The organism is Nesterenkonia sandarakina, assembly GCF_014138825.1.
In the GTDB taxonomy this organism is placed as follows: Bacteria; Actinomycetota; Actinomycetes; order Actinomycetales; family Micrococcaceae; genus Nesterenkonia; species Nesterenkonia sandarakina.
Window position 1 is genome coordinate 840,744 of the sequence record NZ_JACJIH010000001.1, and the last position, 14,817, is coordinate 855,560.

20 protein-coding genes are annotated in these 14,817 nt (G+C 65.8%); 10 read left to right on the forward strand and 10 right to left on the reverse strand.

The features are described from left to right. Positions 1–98: 98 nt before the first annotated feature. Both HNR24_RS03830 and HNR24_RS03835 read right to left on the reverse strand, forming a co-directional pair. Entirely contained in the window at positions 99–671 is a 573-nt protein-coding gene (locus HNR24_RS03830) for a GNAT family N-acetyltransferase (protein ID WP_182495056.1), read from the reverse strand. Between the two features lie 327 nt (positions 672–998). Next, entirely contained in the window at positions 999–1,448 is a 450-nt protein-coding gene (locus HNR24_RS03835) for a DUF805 domain-containing protein (RefSeq protein WP_182495057.1), read from the reverse strand. A gap of 331 nt (positions 1,449–1,779) precedes the next feature. Between HNR24_RS03835 and HNR24_RS13935 the strand changes: the two genes are divergently transcribed. Continuing rightward, complete coding sequence (locus HNR24_RS13935; protein WP_259392397.1) at positions 1,780–1,914, forward strand: hypothetical protein; 135 nt, start codon at positions 1,780–1,782, stop codon at positions 1,912–1,914. 30 nt (positions 1,915–1,944) lie between these two features. Here HNR24_RS13935 and HNR24_RS03840 read toward each other — a convergent pair whose 3' ends face one another. Continuing rightward, positions 1,945–2,976 (reverse strand): aldo/keto reductase, encoded by a 1,032-nt coding sequence (locus tag HNR24_RS03840; protein ID WP_182496078.1) that lies wholly within the window; start codon positions 2,974–2,976, stop codon positions 1,945–1,947. 296 nt (positions 2,977–3,272) lie between these two features. Here HNR24_RS03840 and HNR24_RS03845 point away from each other — a divergent pair, with 296 nt between their 5' ends. Beyond that, positions 3,273–3,947 (forward strand): GyrI-like domain-containing protein, encoded by a 675-nt coding sequence (locus HNR24_RS03845; RefSeq protein WP_182495058.1) that lies wholly within the window; start codon positions 3,273–3,275, stop codon positions 3,945–3,947. Between the two features lie 100 nt (positions 3,948–4,047). Next, a complete protein-coding gene (locus tag HNR24_RS03850; RefSeq protein WP_182495059.1) occupies positions 4,048–4,332 on the forward strand; it encodes a DUF1540 domain-containing protein in 285 nt (94 codons plus the stop codon). A gap of 94 nt (positions 4,333–4,426) precedes the next feature. Here HNR24_RS03850 and heR read toward each other — a convergent pair whose 3' ends face one another. Further along, entirely contained in the window at positions 4,427–5,272 is an 846-nt protein-coding gene (gene heR / locus HNR24_RS03855; RefSeq protein ID WP_182495060.1) for a heliorhodopsin HeR, read from the reverse strand. A 103-nt stretch (positions 5,273–5,375) separates the two neighbouring features. Here heR and HNR24_RS03860 point away from each other — a divergent pair, with 103 nt between their 5' ends. Both HNR24_RS03860 and HNR24_RS03865 read left to right on the forward strand, forming a co-directional pair. Continuing rightward, a complete protein-coding gene (locus HNR24_RS03860; RefSeq protein WP_182496079.1) occupies positions 5,376–5,816 on the forward strand; it encodes a DUF2243 domain-containing protein in 441 nt (146 codons plus the stop codon). Between the two features lie 31 nt (positions 5,817–5,847). After that, on the forward strand, positions 5,848–6,672 hold the full coding sequence (locus HNR24_RS03865; protein ID WP_182495061.1) for a cytochrome c oxidase assembly protein: 825 nt from the start codon (positions 5,848–5,850) through the stop codon (positions 6,670–6,672). A 98-nt stretch (positions 6,673–6,770) separates the two neighbouring features. Here the strand turns inward: HNR24_RS03865 and HNR24_RS03870 are convergent, their stop codons facing one another. Then, on the reverse strand, positions 6,771–7,190 hold the full coding sequence (locus HNR24_RS03870) for a DUF302 domain-containing protein (RefSeq protein WP_182495062.1): 420 nt from the start codon (positions 7,188–7,190) through the stop codon (positions 6,771–6,773). Between the two features lie 238 nt (positions 7,191–7,428). Here HNR24_RS03870 and HNR24_RS03875 point away from each other — a divergent pair, with 238 nt between their 5' ends. Beyond that, the gene (locus HNR24_RS03875) at positions 7,429–8,055 is read left to right on the forward strand and encodes a class I SAM-dependent methyltransferase (protein ID WP_058889287.1); all 627 of its coding nucleotides are present in this window, start codon (positions 7,429–7,431) and stop codon (positions 8,053–8,055) included. Here the strand turns inward: HNR24_RS03875 and map are convergent. Next, positions 8,052–8,837: a type I methionyl aminopeptidase gene (gene map / locus HNR24_RS03880; RefSeq protein ID WP_058889288.1), complete on the reverse strand. Its 786-nt coding sequence runs from the start codon at positions 8,835–8,837 to the stop codon at positions 8,052–8,054. The genes HNR24_RS03875 and map overlap by 4 nt on opposite strands. Beyond that, the gene (locus tag HNR24_RS03885; protein ID WP_058889289.1) at positions 8,834–9,142 is read right to left on the reverse strand and encodes a hypothetical protein; all 309 of its coding nucleotides are present in this window, start codon (positions 9,140–9,142) and stop codon (positions 8,834–8,836) included. Before HNR24_RS03885 ends, map begins: the two co-directional genes overlap by 4 nt. Positions 9,143–9,265: 123 nt before the next feature. On the opposite strand from HNR24_RS03885, the gene HNR24_RS03890 reads away from it, so the two are divergent. Then, the gene (locus HNR24_RS03890) at positions 9,266–10,072 is read left to right on the forward strand and encodes an ion transporter (protein ID WP_220477155.1); all 807 of its coding nucleotides are present in this window, start codon (positions 9,266–9,268) and stop codon (positions 10,070–10,072) included. Here the strand turns inward: HNR24_RS03890 and HNR24_RS03895 are convergent. From HNR24_RS03895 to HNR24_RS03905, 3 genes are all read right to left on the reverse strand, one after another. After that, entirely contained in the window at positions 10,050–10,601 is a 552-nt protein-coding gene (locus HNR24_RS03895; RefSeq protein WP_259392398.1) for an SgcJ/EcaC family oxidoreductase, read from the reverse strand. The two genes, HNR24_RS03890 and HNR24_RS03895, sit on opposite strands and share 23 nt — an antisense overlap. 72 nt (positions 10,602–10,673) lie before the next feature. Next, positions 10,674–11,450: an SOS response-associated peptidase gene (locus HNR24_RS03900; protein WP_182495063.1), complete on the reverse strand. Its 777-nt coding sequence runs from the start codon at positions 11,448–11,450 to the stop codon at positions 10,674–10,676. Positions 11,451–11,523: 73 nt separating this feature from the next. Continuing rightward, positions 11,524–11,739 carry a hypothetical protein gene (locus HNR24_RS03905; RefSeq protein WP_182495064.1) on the reverse strand — a complete coding sequence of 72 codons (216 nt, stop codon included), beginning with the start codon at positions 11,737–11,739 and terminating at the stop codon, positions 11,524–11,526. Positions 11,740–12,215: 476 nt separating this feature from the next. Here HNR24_RS03905 and HNR24_RS03910 point away from each other — a divergent pair, with 476 nt between their 5' ends. The 3 genes from HNR24_RS03910 (at position 12,216) to HNR24_RS03920 (ending at position 14,521) form a co-directional block, all read left to right on the forward strand. Further along, positions 12,216–12,575, forward strand: coding sequence for a nuclear transport factor 2 family protein (locus HNR24_RS03910; RefSeq protein ID WP_058889294.1), 360 nt, complete (start codon positions 12,216–12,218; stop codon positions 12,573–12,575). A gap of 245 nt (positions 12,576–12,820) precedes the next feature. Continuing rightward, positions 12,821–13,969, forward strand: coding sequence for an ATP-grasp fold amidoligase family protein (locus tag HNR24_RS03915; protein WP_083504959.1), 1,149 nt, complete (start codon positions 12,821–12,823; stop codon positions 13,967–13,969). A 90-nt stretch (positions 13,970–14,059) separates the two neighbouring features. Continuing rightward, complete coding sequence (locus tag HNR24_RS03920) at positions 14,060–14,521, forward strand: hypothetical protein (protein ID WP_182495065.1); 462 nt, start codon at positions 14,060–14,062, stop codon at positions 14,519–14,521. Positions 14,522–14,817 lie beyond the last annotated feature (296 nt).

A 14,817-nucleotide genomic window follows, 5' to 3' on the forward strand; every position in this document is an offset into this window, starting at 1 on the left:
CACCGTCGCCGCTGGTCATTCCACCCTTGCATCGCAAGGGACCACAGTCTCACTCAAGAGAGTCTGGTCCGCGCTCAGTTCTGCGTCTATGCCCTCTTCTATGTCCTCGGGGTGTTCCCGCGAGCCGCTGGAGTGACCCGGGTCAGAAGGCGCATGGGCCGCAGATCGGGGTGCGGATCGGTGCGAAGTCGGGCATGGGTCTCCACGTCGAAGCGCGCCGCCCCGTACCGCAGCTTCTGCCGCTCAAGTCCCTCCCGAAGGAATCCGGCGCGCAGAGCAACCGCGCACGACGCCGGGTTGTTCACCCGATGCCCCAGTTCCAGTCGGAAGAGACCGTCCTTGAAGGCGTCATCCGCAACAGCAGCGAGCGCGCGGGAGGCATGACCGTGGCCACGTGCTTCGGCAGCGAGCCAATAATGCACCCAGGCGGTACCGTGACGCCGTTCAATCGCCGCAAGTCCAACATTGCCGACCGCTGAACCGTCCGCGACCACGGCCCAGTTGCGCGATGACTCCGTGAACAGCAGGTGCTCGCCGATATGCCCACGGGCGAGGTCGACCGTGGCGAGGTCGGCTCCCCCGAGCTGCACGTGGAGGTCCGGACTGCGCCGGTACGCCTCGTGGAGAGCGGCGGCGTCGTCCTCGCGCCACGGACGCAGTTCAAGCCTCATGATCGCCGTCCTCCGAGCGCCACCAGCGGGTTGTTCGGGCTCACCAGCTGATGGGCCAGTTGGCCTAGTTCACGCAGCCAAGCCCCCACCGGTCTAACAACCCTCGGCGGTGTGGAAATCTTGTACGTCTTCGAGCAACGAACTGACCCCGGTGGATTCACAGTTGGAGCCGATGAGGTAGAGATAGAGCCCCACCGTGACGGTCACGCTCAACAGAGCAAGGAACCACGCAAAAGGCCTGGCACCTCGCTCGCGACGCATCGGTTGTTGGGGTGCTGCCATGAACCCTCGCTCCCATGAACAGTAAGCGGATGTGCGGAGCCCGGCTCAGTCGTTGGTCGGGTCTGCCCAGATCGCCTGGTGCTTCTCCTGCCGAGTAGGAACCACCAGGAGGACCAGCAGCAGAATCGGGCCGACGACCGGAAGAAAGCCCAGGAAGTAGAACGGACCGGGGAAGCCGGCATCGTGGAGGCGCCGCCAGGTCAGTGCCAAGGTGGGAATCAGCAGCGCCAGAGCCACGGCCAGGTTGACCAGGCTCACCGCCATCAGGGCCACGGCGGCACCGCCCTCCGCCTCGAAACCGGCACTCATCCCGGTGCTGTAGGTGTCCATATTCGGCGAGTTCTCCATGAGACTCGCGAAGACCACCCCGTAGATCCCGCCGAGCACCATGTAGAGGACGAACTGGGCCAGAGCAACCCACCAGTATTCACTCCTGGAGGCGTACCCCTTGAAGCGAGCGTATTTCTTGAAGAACCGAGAAATCGCTTGGCCCATCCCGGCCCCGTACAGCGGTTGGCTCAGACCCGTACTGGGTACCCCGACGTCTGAATATGTCATCTTCTACGATCCCGTCCTGGACATGATGATTGTTGATTCACAGGTCGCGAATCGTATTGTTCACGACTAATACCAACGACATTACCTGCCGTGAAGAGTCACACCAACCCCTGGACCTGGGGCGATGCGACCATTCGCGCTCAAGCGCCCCCGCAGCGCTTGAGGAATTCCAAACACACCCGCGCGCTAACCGTCGGAGAAGTCCACACTTGCGCAAGCGCTGCGGGCACCGTTTCAGCTACCACTGCTCGGGACAGTGAGGAGCCTGATGCTGATGCCCCTGATGGTGGGCATGCCCGTGTTCGTTGTAGATGCGGCAGCCCTGTGGAGCTTGCTGGGGCACCTCATGTACGGACTGGTCCTGGGGCTCACGGCGGTGGCGGTCCTGAACCGGGCCAGGTAGCGGCGGTTCAGGACCATCACCAACCCGGTCCTAGCGTCCGCCGCTGAGCTTGCGATGACGCTGCTGGACGCCCGCCGTTCCATAGGGATAGTCCTCGATCTCAGGCTCGCTTGCCGCAGTCAGCTGCTCCAGCTGCTCGGTGCTCAGCTCCAGCGAGTCCGCGGCCAAGTTGTCCTGAAGCTGCTCCAGAGTACGGACCCCGAGGATGACCGATGTGACGGCGGGCTGGGCCTTCAACCAGGCCAGCGACACCTGCGAGGCGGAGGCACCGTGCTCCTGGGCCACCGCGGAGACGGCATCGATGATTCGCCAGGTGCGCTCCTCGGCGTTGCGTTTCTCCCAGGCCTCCATGCCGCGCTGTGGGTTCTCGCCCAGACGGGTCGCTCCGGTGGGTGCTTGGTCTCGACGGTACTTCCCGCTCAGCCACCCGCCGCCCAGCGGTGACCACGGCAGGAGGCCGAGTCCGGCGTCGAGGGCTGCCGGGACGATCTCCTGCTCGATCCCCCGCACGAGCAGGTTGTACTGCGGCTGCAGGGTGACCGGGAGAGACCAGCCATGCCGGTCAGCCAGGTGAACCGCCTTCGTCAGCTGCCACCCCGTGAAGTTGGAGAATCCGTAGTACCCGATCTTCCCTGCGGTGACGGCGTCGTCGAGGAAGCGCAGCGTCTCATCCAGCGGGGTGATCGCATCCCACGCGTGCAGCTGGTACAGGTCGATGTGATCGACCCCGAGCCGCTGCAGGGAAGCATCCAGGGCGTCACGCAGATGCCGGCGCGAGGTGCCGAGATCATTGGGGCCCTGTCCCATGGGGAACCGGCCTTTGGTCGCCAGGACCATCTGCTGTGCCTCGGTCGGATGGGCGCCCAGCCAACGCCCGATGATCTCCTCACTGGTGCCGGCGGTGTAGACGTCGGCGGTGTCGATGAAATTTCCGCCCGCGGCAACATAGGCATCGAGAAGGGCGTGCGACGTCGCCTCATCAGCCTCCGCCCCGAAGGTCATCGTGCCTAGGGCCTGCGCTGAGACAACCGCGCCACTGCGTCCCAACGTCCGGTAGGTCAGATCGGTCTGAGTCATGCCACGTCCTTCTCAGTGTGCGTATCGCCGAATCGAGATGTTCAGCGCCCTGGGTGCGCACCCGGTAGTTGGGTATCGCAACTCTTTGACTGCAACAGTCGCTCCCGATCAAAGGCCTGGCGTTGCCTGAGTAGAACCTGGAACCTCTGACCCCTATTCGCTGCGGCGGCCTGTAGGGCGTCCCAAGAACTGCGGGTGCACTGCGAGCGTGCCGCTCTTGAGACTGTCGGCATTGATGCCTAGGTTGTTGCCTATTCGCCACCTCGGGAAGCGAGCAGCACGTGACCCTGAAGATCGACTTCAAGAAGAGTCTGCCCGGTTACCAGGCCCCGTCCGGGGAGTACCAGATCGTGGAGATACCCGACCGGCATTACATGATGATCGATGGTCAGGGTGATCCGAACACCTCCGAGGAGTACTCAGCCTCGTTGGCAGCCCTGTATCCCGTGGCGTACGCGCTGAAGTTCGCCAGCAAGAACGAGCTGGACCGCGATTATGTGGTCCCGCCCTTGGAGGGATTGTGGTGGGCGGAGGACATGAGCGTGTTCACCAGTTCCCGGGACTCCTCGAGATGGCGGTGGACACTCATGCTCTTGGTGCCGGACTGGATTGATGACGAGAGGATTTCTGCCGCGATCGCAGCAGTTCGGGCGAAGTCCTCTCCGCTGCGTCTGGATGCCCTCCGCCTGGAAACTCTCGTGGAGGGTCGGTGTGTGCAGACTCTGCATCTGGGGTCCTTCGAAGAGGAGGGCCGCACCCTCGAACCGATGCACCGGGACTTCATGCCGAGCCACGGCCTGGAACCCACCGGCAAGCATCATGAGATCTATCTCAGCGACCCTCGCAGGACCGCGGCGGGGAAGCTGCGCACCATCCTCCGGCAGCCGGTCGGGCAGGCGAAACCCCATGGCCTCCAACCCGGCGTGGCACCGCCGGAAGCGCCTTGGCGGGGCTGAATAGGTCACATGTCTGGCCCTTTTTGATTGCAGGGATCGGGCTTGCCGTGGAGGCATGGAGCGGCCCGATCGGGCGGCTGAACCTAGGAGGTTGTCGGTCTTGACTACCCACGTCTCGGAATGCAGCGTCGAAGCCTGCTCATTCAATGATCATTCCCACTGCAATGCGGCTGCCATCACGGTGGGCGGACAAGAGGACCACGCCTCCTGCGCCACGTTCATCGACATCGGTGTCCATGGCGGACTGCCCAAGGTGCTGGCCGGTGTCGGGGCCTGCCAGCGCAGCGAATGCGTCCACAACGATCACCTGATGTGCAACGCCTCCGAGGTGCGGGTCGGGCCGGGACTCGACGACGCAGACTGCCTCACCTACACCCACCACTGAGCTCCGGTCCTTCCCGGCGCACCCGGTGCCGGGCGGGGCCCGGCGGGGTTCAACCCACGAGCCTTAAGTCCGCCGGTTTTCAGTCCGCCTGTGTTCAGCCCACCAGAACATTGGCGAAGACCTGCCAGGCCAGCAGGCTCTTGGCGACCAGACTGAGCACGATGTAGGTGAGCTCCCCCGTGAGGTAGTTCCTCCACCGGCCGACCTGCCGGTACTGCAGCCACTGGTTGACGGCGAAGCTGTTGAAGAACACGAACAGTGACACGATGATGCCGTACACGAACCCCGGCGGGCCTTCCCCACCCTCTATTCCGACGTTGACGATGAGGTAGACCGCCGCGGCCAGCCATGGGCCGATGCCAGCGATGCAGCCGAACCAGAACGGCGTCCACCAGGCGCTCCCGCCACGGATCGATCCCCCGGAGGCGCCATGCATCAGTCCGTTATTGCTCATCTCCATCAGCCAGCCGAAGAGGATCATGGCCACGTTGGCCAGACCCAGCCCGATCAGTGCGGCGATGTCAGAGATACCCAGCAGCAGGCTGATCAGCAGGATCATCAGGGTGGAGGACAGGCTGTACTCCACCCAGCGGAATCGGTTTCGCCCCTTGGAGAGCTCGCCGATGTAGCGCCGGAAACCCCACGGTGAGGCGATCAGGAAGTGGAAGAGGGCGGAGAGCAGCAGGAAGGAGGCCGTGGCGTATCCCAGCGGGACGTCGAAGACGACATTCGCCGAGCCTTGGGACACCGGCGTCCCGGGTGGACCGTTCAGCGCAAAGGTCGAGACCTGCAGGCTGAAGTCATTGCTGAGGGCGACCATCGCGGATCCCGAGACGAGATGCAGCACCCCCATGACGAGGTTGAAGCTCCGCAGCCGACGAGCGGAGCGGCGCGGCACGTCAACGGATCTGGTGTGCAGCTCCAACGGGTAGGCCTTCATGTACACCAGTGTCCTCCCGGTCCTACGCCGCTGACCAGGGTCCTTCGGCTCACCGACCGGCAGGGCTACGCTGAGGCCTGTGAGTACAGACTCCAGTGCCCCGATGGCCCGGCGAATCGTGCTCTCAGGCGTGCTGTTCGGATGCGGGATCGCCGCCTCGATGATCGACCTGTTCATCTTCCACCTGGCGCTGCAGTGGCACCACTTCTACGACGTCTCCACCACCGAGGTCGCGCTCACCGCGGACGGATTCTTCCACGCCTTCGGCTGGTTCATCACCATCTGGGGCCTGTTCCTGCTCGCGGATGTCCGACGTCGCACGGCAGTCCCGTGGACGCGGTGGACCGGGGCGGTGCTCACCGGGGTCGGGTTCTTCCAGCTCCTCGACGGGGTGCTCAGTCATAAGGTGCTGGGGATCCACCAGATCCGTTATGGGGTGGACCTGTTCCTCTATGACTTGACCTGGATCGGCTCAGCCGTAGCGCTGCTGCTGATCGGGCTGCTGATCCTGCGCCGCACCCGTCCAACACAGGTCCCGGCGTGAGCCCCACACCCGCGCTGCCTCCACCCGGCTGATGGATCATCACGGGGAACCCCTGGAGGGTCTTGGACTGGAGGCGGCGGACCCGCTGATCTGGGCGGGGCTCGACGTCGTCGTGGTCCTGCTTCTTCTGACCGCTGCGCTGGCTCACGCGGCCGGGCTGTGGGCCGCGCGTTCTCGGAGCCCCTGGCCGCGGCACCGCAGCCTCCTCTTCTACCTCGGGCTGATCTGTGCCGCCGCCGGGCTGCTCGGGCCGATACCAGCCGCGGCGCACACCAGCTTCACCGCGCATATGCTCGGGCACCTGTTGCTGGGCATGATCGCACCCGTGCTGCTGGTCCGCAGCGCACCAGTCACCTTGGCGCTGCGCGCTCTGCCGGTCCACGCCGCTCGGGTGCTGACCCGGGTTCTGCGCAGTCCCGCGGTCCGGGTGGTCAGCCATCCGATCACCGCCGGCGCGCTGAACGCGGGTGGGCTCTGGCTGCTCTACACCACGGACCTCTACCAGGTCATGCACGTCTCCCCGCTGGCCTATGCCGTGGTCCACCTGCACATCTTCGCCGCGGGATACCTCTTCACCGCTTCACTGGTCGGGGTGGACTCTGACCCGCACCGGGCCTCGATGCCGATGCGATCAGCAGTGCTCATCCTCTTCATCGCGGCGCATTCGGTCCTGGCCAAATGGCTCTACGCGCACCCGCCCCAGGGGGTGGAGACCGGTGACGGGCAGGCCGGCGCCCAGCTGATGTACTACGGCGGGGACGCCGTTGACCTCGCCGTGCTCGTGCTGCTCTTTACCGGCTGGTACTCCGCGACGCGTCCCCGCGCTGCGCCGCGGCCGGTGCTCGGCCGGGGGTGACTATGCGCTCCCGCGGCCCGCGATCCCTCTCGGCGCGGCAGGATCCGCTCAGCACGGCCGTGCTGGACTCAACAATGCTTCGCTCAACAGTGCTTCACTCAATGCGCAGGGGTCTCGCCCAGCGCTGCCAGCGCCGCCTGCAGCCGCCGCTCGGCGTCCTCGGCGACCTCCCGAACCGCGGGGGCACCGCTGAGCTGGACCATGGTCTGCGGGTCGATCGCGTCGACGACGCTGGTCTGCGCATCGGCTCCGCGCCGAACCACCACATTGCACGGCAGCAGCGCCCCGAGCTCAGGCTCAGCTGCCAGCGCCCTGCTGGCCAGAACCGGGTTGCAGGCCCCGAGGATGATGTAATCCCCCACGGCCTCGCCGGACTCAGCACCGAGCTTCTTGGTGAACGTGGCTTTGACATCGATCTCCGTCAAGATCCCGAAACCCTGCTCAGCCAACGCCGCCCGGGTCGCCTCCACTGCGTGCTCGTAAGACATCGAGACGGTGATGCTGTGCGTGTAGCTCATGGAATGCTCCTTCGGATCGCGGCGATCGGCGTCGCTCCCAGCATGACATGGCGGGCGCCCCGCAGCGATGAGCTGCCCTGCCCGCCCGCCCCGGGTGCGACACGCCCGGCTATGCAGCGGTTGGCCCAGAAGGTGAGCTCGGTCGGGCTCTGCGGAAGACTAGGCGCGAGAGAACCATCCACCGGATGAGAGAACCACTCGATGAGAGACCCTCATCCGGCCAGAGAAAGGTGCCACTGTGAGTGATCAGAACCCAAGGGACTTCTGGGAGACCCGTTACGCCGACGCCGACCGCGTCTGGTCCGGTCGGGTCAATCCGACGCTGAGTTCATTGGTCGCGGACCTTCCTGTTGGACGGGCGCTGGACCTCGGCTGCGGGGAGGGCGGCGATGTCCTCTGGCTGGCTGCTCGGGGCTGGTACGCGATGGGAGTAGACATCTCGGACACGGCGGTGGCCCGAGCCCGGGCAGCCGCGCAGACCCAGGATCTCACGGAGGGCAGCGCTGAGTTCCGCACCGCGGAGCTCCCGGATGGCATGCCCGAGGGGCCCTTCGACCTGATCACCGCCTCCTTCCTGCAGTCCCCCGTGGCGTTGGACCGGGAACGGATCCTGCGGGCGGCGGCAGCGAGGGTCGCAGTGGGCGGGCACCTGCTGGTGATCTCCCACGCGGCCCCGCCGCCCTGGTCGGCGCATCAGCACGGACCCGAGGAGATGCCCACCCTCGACGGCGACCTGGCCGCCCTGGTTCCCCGGGAGGCGTGGGACGTGCCGGTCGGTGAGCTGCGGACCCGGTCGGCGGCGGGCCCGCACGGCGAAGCTGCCACCCTGGAGGATCTGGTCATCCTGGCTCAGCGGTTGCGCTAAGCGGCGGTCCCGGGAGTCGGGAGGGTGAGGATCTCGGCCCCGTCTTCGGTGATGGCGATGGTGTGCTCGCTGTGCGCGGTCCGGGCTCCGGTGGCGCTGCGCAGCGTCCATCCATCGGGGTCGGTGCGCAGCTCATCGGTGTCTGCCATGATCCACGGTTCCAGCGCGAGCAGCAGGCCCGGCTGGAGCTTGTACCCGCGGCCGGCGCGGCCGGTGTTCACGATGTGCGGGTCCTGGTGCATGGTCGAGCCCACCCCGTGACCGCCGAACTGGGTGTTGATCGGATACCCGGCTTCGCTGAGGACCGAGCCGATCGCGTGGGAGAGGTCTCCGATGCGGGCACCTGGGCCTGCCGCAGCGATCCCCGCCGCCAGCGCCCGCTCGGTGGTCTGGATCATCGCCAGGCTCTCGGGGTGCGCGGTGTCCCCGATGAGAAAGCTGATCGCTGAGTCCGCGACGACCCCGTCCAGGGACACGGCGAGGTCGAGGGTGAGCAGGTCGCCGTCAGCCAAGGTGTAGTCGTGGGGCTTGCCATGCAGGACTGCGTCGTTCACCGAGGTGCAGATGTAGTGACCGAACGGACCCCGCCCGAAGGACGGCTCATAGGCGACGTAGCAGGAGGCGGCCCGAGCCTCGAAGATCATCTCCCTGGTCCAGGCATCGATCTCCAGCAGGTTGGTGCCCACAGTGGCGCGACGCTTCATGGACTGCAGGATGTCTGCGACCAGGGCTCCGGTGACGCGGGCCCGGGCCAGTGAAGCGGCGCTGAGGATCTCGATCATGAGGTTCCTTCTGCGGCGGCGACCCGACGGTTGTGCAGGTAGTTCCGCAGACACCCGGGCAGCGCCCCGATCACGATCACAAGCGGACCCATGGCGCGGCCGTACGCGTCGCTGAAGATCCATGCGCTGACCAGGAACAGGATGAACGCCAGCAGCCGCACCATCGCGACCTGCGGAGGGTTGTTCGGCGGCTTTCCGAAGAAGAACGGCAGCCGCGAGTCGGGATTCACACTCCGGAGCATGTCGAAGGACGCGGTGAACAGCACTGCTGCCACAACCCACAGAACGATCGCGATGAGCTCCATCGGATCATTCCACCCTCCAGGGGTGCTCCCGTCAATCTTCCGCACAACAAGCGTGGCGTCACTGGGCCCTCGTAGAGTGGCCCAAGGACTCCCCCCCATCTCAGCCTTGGAGGTCGACAGAGCGTGAGCACCGACTCCACGCGCGCACCCGCGCTGGAGGCCGAACAGGAAGCGGCGGCGGAACGTCTGGCCGCCCGGCTCGACCGTCCCATGGGCCTGCTCGGCGTGGCCTTCCTGTTCGTCTTCCTCGGTCAGATGCTGGTCACCGAACCGGGTTGGAGCCGCGCGCTGAGCATTGCTGGCTGGGTGTTCTGGAGCGTCTTCGTGGCCGAGTTCCTGCTCCGCGCGTATATCGCCGGCTTCCAGAGGGCTTTCTGGCGGCGCAACTGGTGGCAGGTGATCTTCCTGCTGGTGCCCTTCCTGCGGTTTGTCCGGGCTCTGCGGGCGGTACGGGTGCTGCGCGTGGCGCGGGTCGCCCGAGTGGGCGGGATCCTCTCCGCAGGGGTGCGCGGCTCGCGCTCCGCCGGGAGGCTGCTCTCCAGTCGCATCGGGTGGCTCGCCGCAGTGACTCTCGTGGTGATCCTGGCGGCCAGTCAGCTGCTCTACGCCTTCGAGGCTCACACCGACTACTCCACCGCACTCTACGAGGCGGCCCTGGCCACGGTCACCGGAACCGGCATCACCACGGAGGACCCGTTCTCCAAGGGCGTGCAGCTGGTGTTGGCGGTGTACTCCGTGGGCGTCTTCGCCACACTGGCCGGCTCCGTGGGCGCGTTCTTCCTGCGCGGCGCGGACCCGGTGGCCAGCACCTCGAAGGACAGCACCTCGGAGGACCGCACCTCAGAGGACCGTCAGCCCGAGCCGGTGCAGACTTCGGACCATTCCGGCGGGCCAGAGCCGGTCCGGGTCAGCGGGGAGCGCTCCCACTGAGGTCCTGGTAGGCCGCCGGCTGCAGAGACTCACCGTCGGCGCTGAGGGTCTCGGCACCGGGCACCCGATCGGTGTTCTGCGCGCTGACGGCGAGCCAGCCGCCGTCGTCGTTCTCTGCTGCTTTCCGCTGCCGCTGCACGGTGAAGCTCAGGACTCCCTGTCTGGCGCCGGCGCTGGTCTCGCCATCTTCCCCGGGGGCCGGGGTCTGGCCGGTGAGCGTCCACAGCGCGTGGACGACGGCGACGCTCTCCCCCAGCTCGCGGACCCGGATCTGCTCGAGCTGCATCTGCGAGCCGCCGAAGATCCGACGGAACCCGTAGTCATGCGCGGCGCGGATCCGGTTCCGGCTGTTCCACCAGAGACCCACCACGTTCACGAAGTCCGCGTCCTCGACGAACAGCGCCGCCAGAGCCTCGGCGTCGGCGTTGTTCCAGGCCCGGGCGAAGCCCTCGGCGATACCTTCGGGGTGGTTGAGCTGGTCCGCGCTCCCCGGCTCCTCGGTGAGATCGGATGGATCCTGCATGGTCATGGTCGGCTCCAGGGGAGGTGGGGTCCGGCGCAGGCGCGATGCTGCACCACTGCGCGGACGGAAGGCTAAGGGTCATTCCCAGAGGGTGGGCGCGGGATCCAGGAGCTGGGGTCCGTTGTTGCGCACGTTGCCGACTGCCGGGTCCACCTCACAGACCTCCCAACCTGCGGCGACCGACGGGACTTCGCCTCGCAGCCGCTCCAACAGGACTTCAAGCTCCTGAAGGCTCCTCTCTCCCGGGTGGAGCCAGTCGGCCGCGAAATCCTCGGTCATCGCCAGCGGGATGCGGTCATGCAGCGCGCCGAGCTCGCTGAGCACCCCGTCCTCGGAGACCCCCGGCGAGGGTCCGGTGAGGATGGTGCAGGAGAGGATCCAGGGCTCGGGCTCGCCACGGGCCTCGGCGTCCTTGTCCTTCCACCATTCGTAGAGTCCGGCGAAGATCAACGGGGACCCGTCGGCGGCGTGGATGGCGTGCGGGCGCTTCTTTGCACCGCCAGCCTTCCACTCGTAGTAGGCCTCAGCGGGGACCGCGCAGCGCCGCGCCTTGGCCGCCGACCGGAAGCTCGGTTTAGAGGCCACCGTCTCGGAGCGGGCGTTGAAGGTCCGGGAGCTGAAGGTCATGTCCTTGGCCCAGATCGGCAGCAGGCCCCAGCGGGCGGGGTGGAGTTCGCGCAGCAGCTCTCCGGCCTCGTCATAGCGTTCCACCAGGATCGGCACCGTGGAGGTCGGGGCGATGTTCCAGTTGGGTGCCAGCTCGAAGGCCGGGGGCTGGACCGGGCCAAGGCGTGCCCGGTTCAGATCATCGGCCAGATCCCCGGTGTCCTTAGCCATGACGTAGCGTCCACACATGGTGTGAGCTTGGCAGATGCGGGGTCACAGGGCAATCGTCGTCGATCCCCTCGGACGGCTTAGGCTCGCCGTCTCAACGCTGAGCGGAACCGGGATGTGCGCGCCTCAGGGCGAGAGCGCAGCCAGCGAATCCGGCGGTCAGAGTCCCCAGGATGACGGCCGCCCAGATCTGCGCCGACGATGGGGCGTCGAAGAGCTGCGGGATCAGCAACATCCGGGCCGAAGCCGTAAGCGCCAGCCCGAAGATGACAGCGACGATGACGATCTGTGCCGGAGTCTTTTCACTCATCTGCCCCATTCTGCGCGGAGCCGACGGGTCCCACAAGGCGCGTCCTCCATCTGAGGAGGAAGTACCCTCACAGGCATCGGAGGTCGACCAGCCTCGGACAAGCCCCTCACGGCGGCGACGGGGGCCCGTTCGTCGCACCGCTTTGCCATGTCCCATCCGTATTTCCTTCCATAGCCATGGGACTTTGCACAGAGGTGCGATAAAGCCGGGCAGGGGTGTGCGGTAGAGCCGGGGCAGCCTGAACAGCCGGCCCGTCGAGATCGGGTGCGTCTATTCGGCGACGACGCCAGGGGCACCTTCGGTGATCTCGGCGAGAGCAGCCAGATGGGCCTCCAGCGCCTTCTTGCCCTCTGCAGTGAGCCCGACCCAGGTGAGCCGGCGGGCGTCCAGCCTGGCCGAGACCTTTTCGCACAGATCCCACCCACAGCAAAGGTGACGCGGATGAGCGTAGCCTGGGCGCAGGTTACGGTGACACTATGTGGGAACCGGATTCGCAGGCATTCGCCCCGGTCAAGGCCGCAGAGCTGGCTCTGTTGTCATCGGCCGTGAGACAGGACGACGACGAGCTCTCCAGGCTGCTTTCGACCGATTTCTCGGAGATCGGCCGCTGGGGCAGGCGCTGGACCGCTGCGGAGTTGGCCGAAAGTCTGCGTCGGGAGGCCCCGCGGGAGGTCCCGCAGACCTCAGAGTGGTTGTTCAACCGACTCAGCCCCGAGCTCGTCCTGGTGAACTACCGGATCCACGGCTCCCCAGACGACAGCCGCCACACATCCCTCTGGGAGGTCCCGGACCTGGTGTTGAGGTTTCATCAGGGAACGTTCATCTCGGAGAGCTGATCTTCGCCGGCCAGCCCGGGTCCCCGGGAGCCGCACCTGCGCGTCACAGAACGCCCCAGACACTCGCAGCCATATACCTTTGAAACTGCGAAAAACGCAGACCAGAGACTTCTGGGCATCTGAGCACTGATGCTTCGACCACACCTGGACAAGACCACGGCCCCTTTCACCACGCAAGTGGCAGAAATCGACCAACAGCCCGCAGAGCTGACTCATTACGACGCGCGAAGAACCGGTATCCCTACATGACATCCGCCACACCCGATACGAAATCTGCCTTCCTGAATTTCGTAGCGGCCGAGTTTCGTAAACGCGGCTCCCAACATCGACGCGACCTGTCGAACAAGACCTACGTGCACCGGCTGCTCTCGGAGAAGACCCTCGGCGGAGAACGCATCGGACTGCCTCAGCAGTACGCAGTGCTGAGCTCCACCGCGGAGATCACCCCGGAGCTGCTGGGTGAGCGCATCGCGCTGAAGTTCGCCAATGGCTGGTCGGCCAAGGGGGTCATGCTGCTGGAACGCCGCGGCGATGATCGCTACTACGACCACATGGCCAAGCGTGAATGGACTCTCGAAGGGATCCGCGAGAAGCAGGACGCGGTGGCTGCCAAGTTTCCCGGGAAGAAAGCCGAATGGATCGTGGAAGAGCTGCTCCGCGGGATGCAGCCCGGCGCGGTGCCCTTCGACTATAAGTTCTATATGTTCCAGGGCCAGATCGGGATGGTCGCCCAGATCGACCGGAACTTCTCACCCCCACGGATGGTGAAACTCGATGGCGATCTGAAGCCATTCGTCCCCGGGCGGGACTATAAGTTCCGGCCCTCAGACATCCAGCCCGGAGTCCCGGTGGTCCCGCGCTCGGCGGTCATGCTCTCACGGTGGGCGATCGAACTTGCCAAGATGACCGACGCGCCGTTCGTACGCGTGGACCTCTACGACACAGAAGACGGACCCTACTTTGGTGAGTTCACGTTCTCCTCGGGAGCGGAGTTCAAGAAGACCGTCACCTACAGCGACGAGGTGCTCGACTACTTCGATGCCTTGTTCGCCGACGCGGAGAAGACCCTTCGGGGGGAGGTCGTCGAACCACCGCAGAACTGGAGCACATTGCTGCAGTCCACCGACGCTGAGGTGCTGGCCTCACACCCCCGGATCAGCCGCGCGCGCTATCAGCGCATCGCCGACTTCCTCTATACCCGTGGCAGTTTCGGCGGATTTCGACTGGCGCGCGCTCAGGAGAAGCTGCTGGAAGAAGGCGGAGACGCTGCAGTCAATGAGTACCTCGCCCAGGCGCATAAGTCAGCAGGACGCCGGGCTTTGGCTCGACGACCTCAGATCCCTTCCGCTCTGCATAAGGTCACGCGGCGAGTCAAGAGAAGGCTCCGCAGATAGTCGATAGCAGCCCCGGCCGCACCCCGGAGAGGATATGCCGATCTCGTCGAGGCATATCTTCCCACCAGGGAGATCTATAGGGTTGGAACAATGACACATTCCACAGCACAGACGATCTCCGAGGTCGGCCTGAGCCGGCGCGTGTCCATCCCGCTGTTCGTGCTCCTGGTCTTCGGCGCGCTGCCTGCACTCCTCTTCGCCCCCATCGGGGTCGGCATCAGCGTGCTCGCGCTGGTGGCGGTGATCGGCGCCGCCGTCGCGTTCTCTCGGGTCAGGATCATCGCCAGTGATACGGACCTGAGTGCCCGGTGCATGGGAATCTTCCATGTGAGCTTCGCCTGGGATGAGATCCTCTCGGTCCAGGAGGGCCCCGAGACCGGGGTCCTGGAAGGGGCCGGTTATCGGATTCTCCCGGGTGGAAAAGTGGGTCTCCTGGTCGGTGGTCCAAGCGTCGAGGTTCGTGATGCACGCAAGACCTATCTGCTCAGCGTCAGCGATTCTCAGCAGACCGTGCAGCAGATTCGCCGGCACCTCTCGGATGAGAGGCCCTGAGGGCGACTCCCCGGTGAGTCCAGTGCCTCAGGCCTTCCGACCTCGCGGCGCATCAGGATCAGCAGGAGATTCGTGTGGACTCCCACTCCGGGAAGGCCTGCATCACCAGCCACAGGAACAGCCACCCACCGGCCAAGTTCGCCACCAGCGTCCCGCCCCAGAGCTTGCCCAGTCGGCCGATGCCGCCCTCCTGTGCTGCACCTGGTAGCTGTGAGTCTAGGACCCGTGACGGCACGGTCTACCGTCTCTCGGGCCTCATCGGTTCTCAGGCGTACCGGATGCTGAGCGGCGTCGGA

Bases quoted from the DNA above. Each gene is read 5' to 3' on its own strand.
- HNR24_RS03865 (WP_182495061.1), top strand. From the start codon at position 5,848: ATGGATCATCACGGGGAACCCCTGGAGGGTCTTGGACTGGAGGCGGCG.
- HNR24_RS03900 (WP_182495063.1), bottom strand. From the start codon at position 11,450: ATGTGTGGACGCTACGTCATGGCTAAGGACACCGGGGATCTGGCCGAT.
- HNR24_RS03860 (WP_182496079.1), top strand. From the start codon at position 5,376: ATGGCCCGGCGAATCGTGCTCTCAGGCGTGCTGTTCGGATGCGGGATC.
- HNR24_RS03835 (WP_182495057.1), bottom strand. From the start codon at position 1,448: ATGGGCCAAGCGATTTCTCGGTTCTTCAAGAAATACGCTCGCTTCAAG.
- map (WP_058889288.1), bottom strand. From the start codon at position 8,837: ATGATCGAGATCCTCAGCGCCGCTTCACTGGCCCGGGCCCGCGTCACC.
- HNR24_RS03895 (WP_259392398.1), bottom strand. From the start codon at position 10,601: ATGACCATGCAGGATCCATCCGATCTCACCGAGGAGCCGGGGAGCGCG.
- HNR24_RS03830 (WP_182495056.1), bottom strand. From the start codon at position 671: ATGAGGCTTGAACTGCGTCCGTGGCGCGAGGACGACGCCGCCGCTCTC.
- HNR24_RS03920 (WP_182495065.1), top strand. From the start codon at position 14,060: ATGACACATTCCACAGCACAGACGATCTCCGAGGTCGGCCTGAGCCGG.
- HNR24_RS03910 (WP_058889294.1), top strand. From the start codon at position 12,216: ATGTGGGAACCGGATTCGCAGGCATTCGCCCCGGTCAAGGCCGCAGAG.
- HNR24_RS03915 (WP_083504959.1), top strand. From the start codon at position 12,821: ATGACATCCGCCACACCCGATACGAAATCTGCCTTCCTGAATTTCGTA.
- HNR24_RS13935 (WP_259392397.1), top strand. From the start codon at position 1,780: ATGCTGATGCCCCTGATGGTGGGCATGCCCGTGTTCGTTGTAGATGCG.
- heR (WP_182495060.1), bottom strand. From the start codon at position 5,272: ATGAAGGCCTACCCGTTGGAGCTGCACACCAGATCCGTTGACGTGCCG.
- HNR24_RS03885 (WP_058889289.1), bottom strand. From the start codon at position 9,142: ATGGAGCTCATCGCGATCGTTCTGTGGGTTGTGGCAGCAGTGCTGTTC.
- HNR24_RS03905 (WP_182495064.1), bottom strand. From the start codon at position 11,739: ATGAGTGAAAAGACTCCGGCACAGATCGTCATCGTCGCTGTCATCTTC.
- HNR24_RS03870 (WP_182495062.1), bottom strand. From the start codon at position 7,190: ATGAGCTACACGCACAGCATCACCGTCTCGATGTCTTACGAGCACGCA.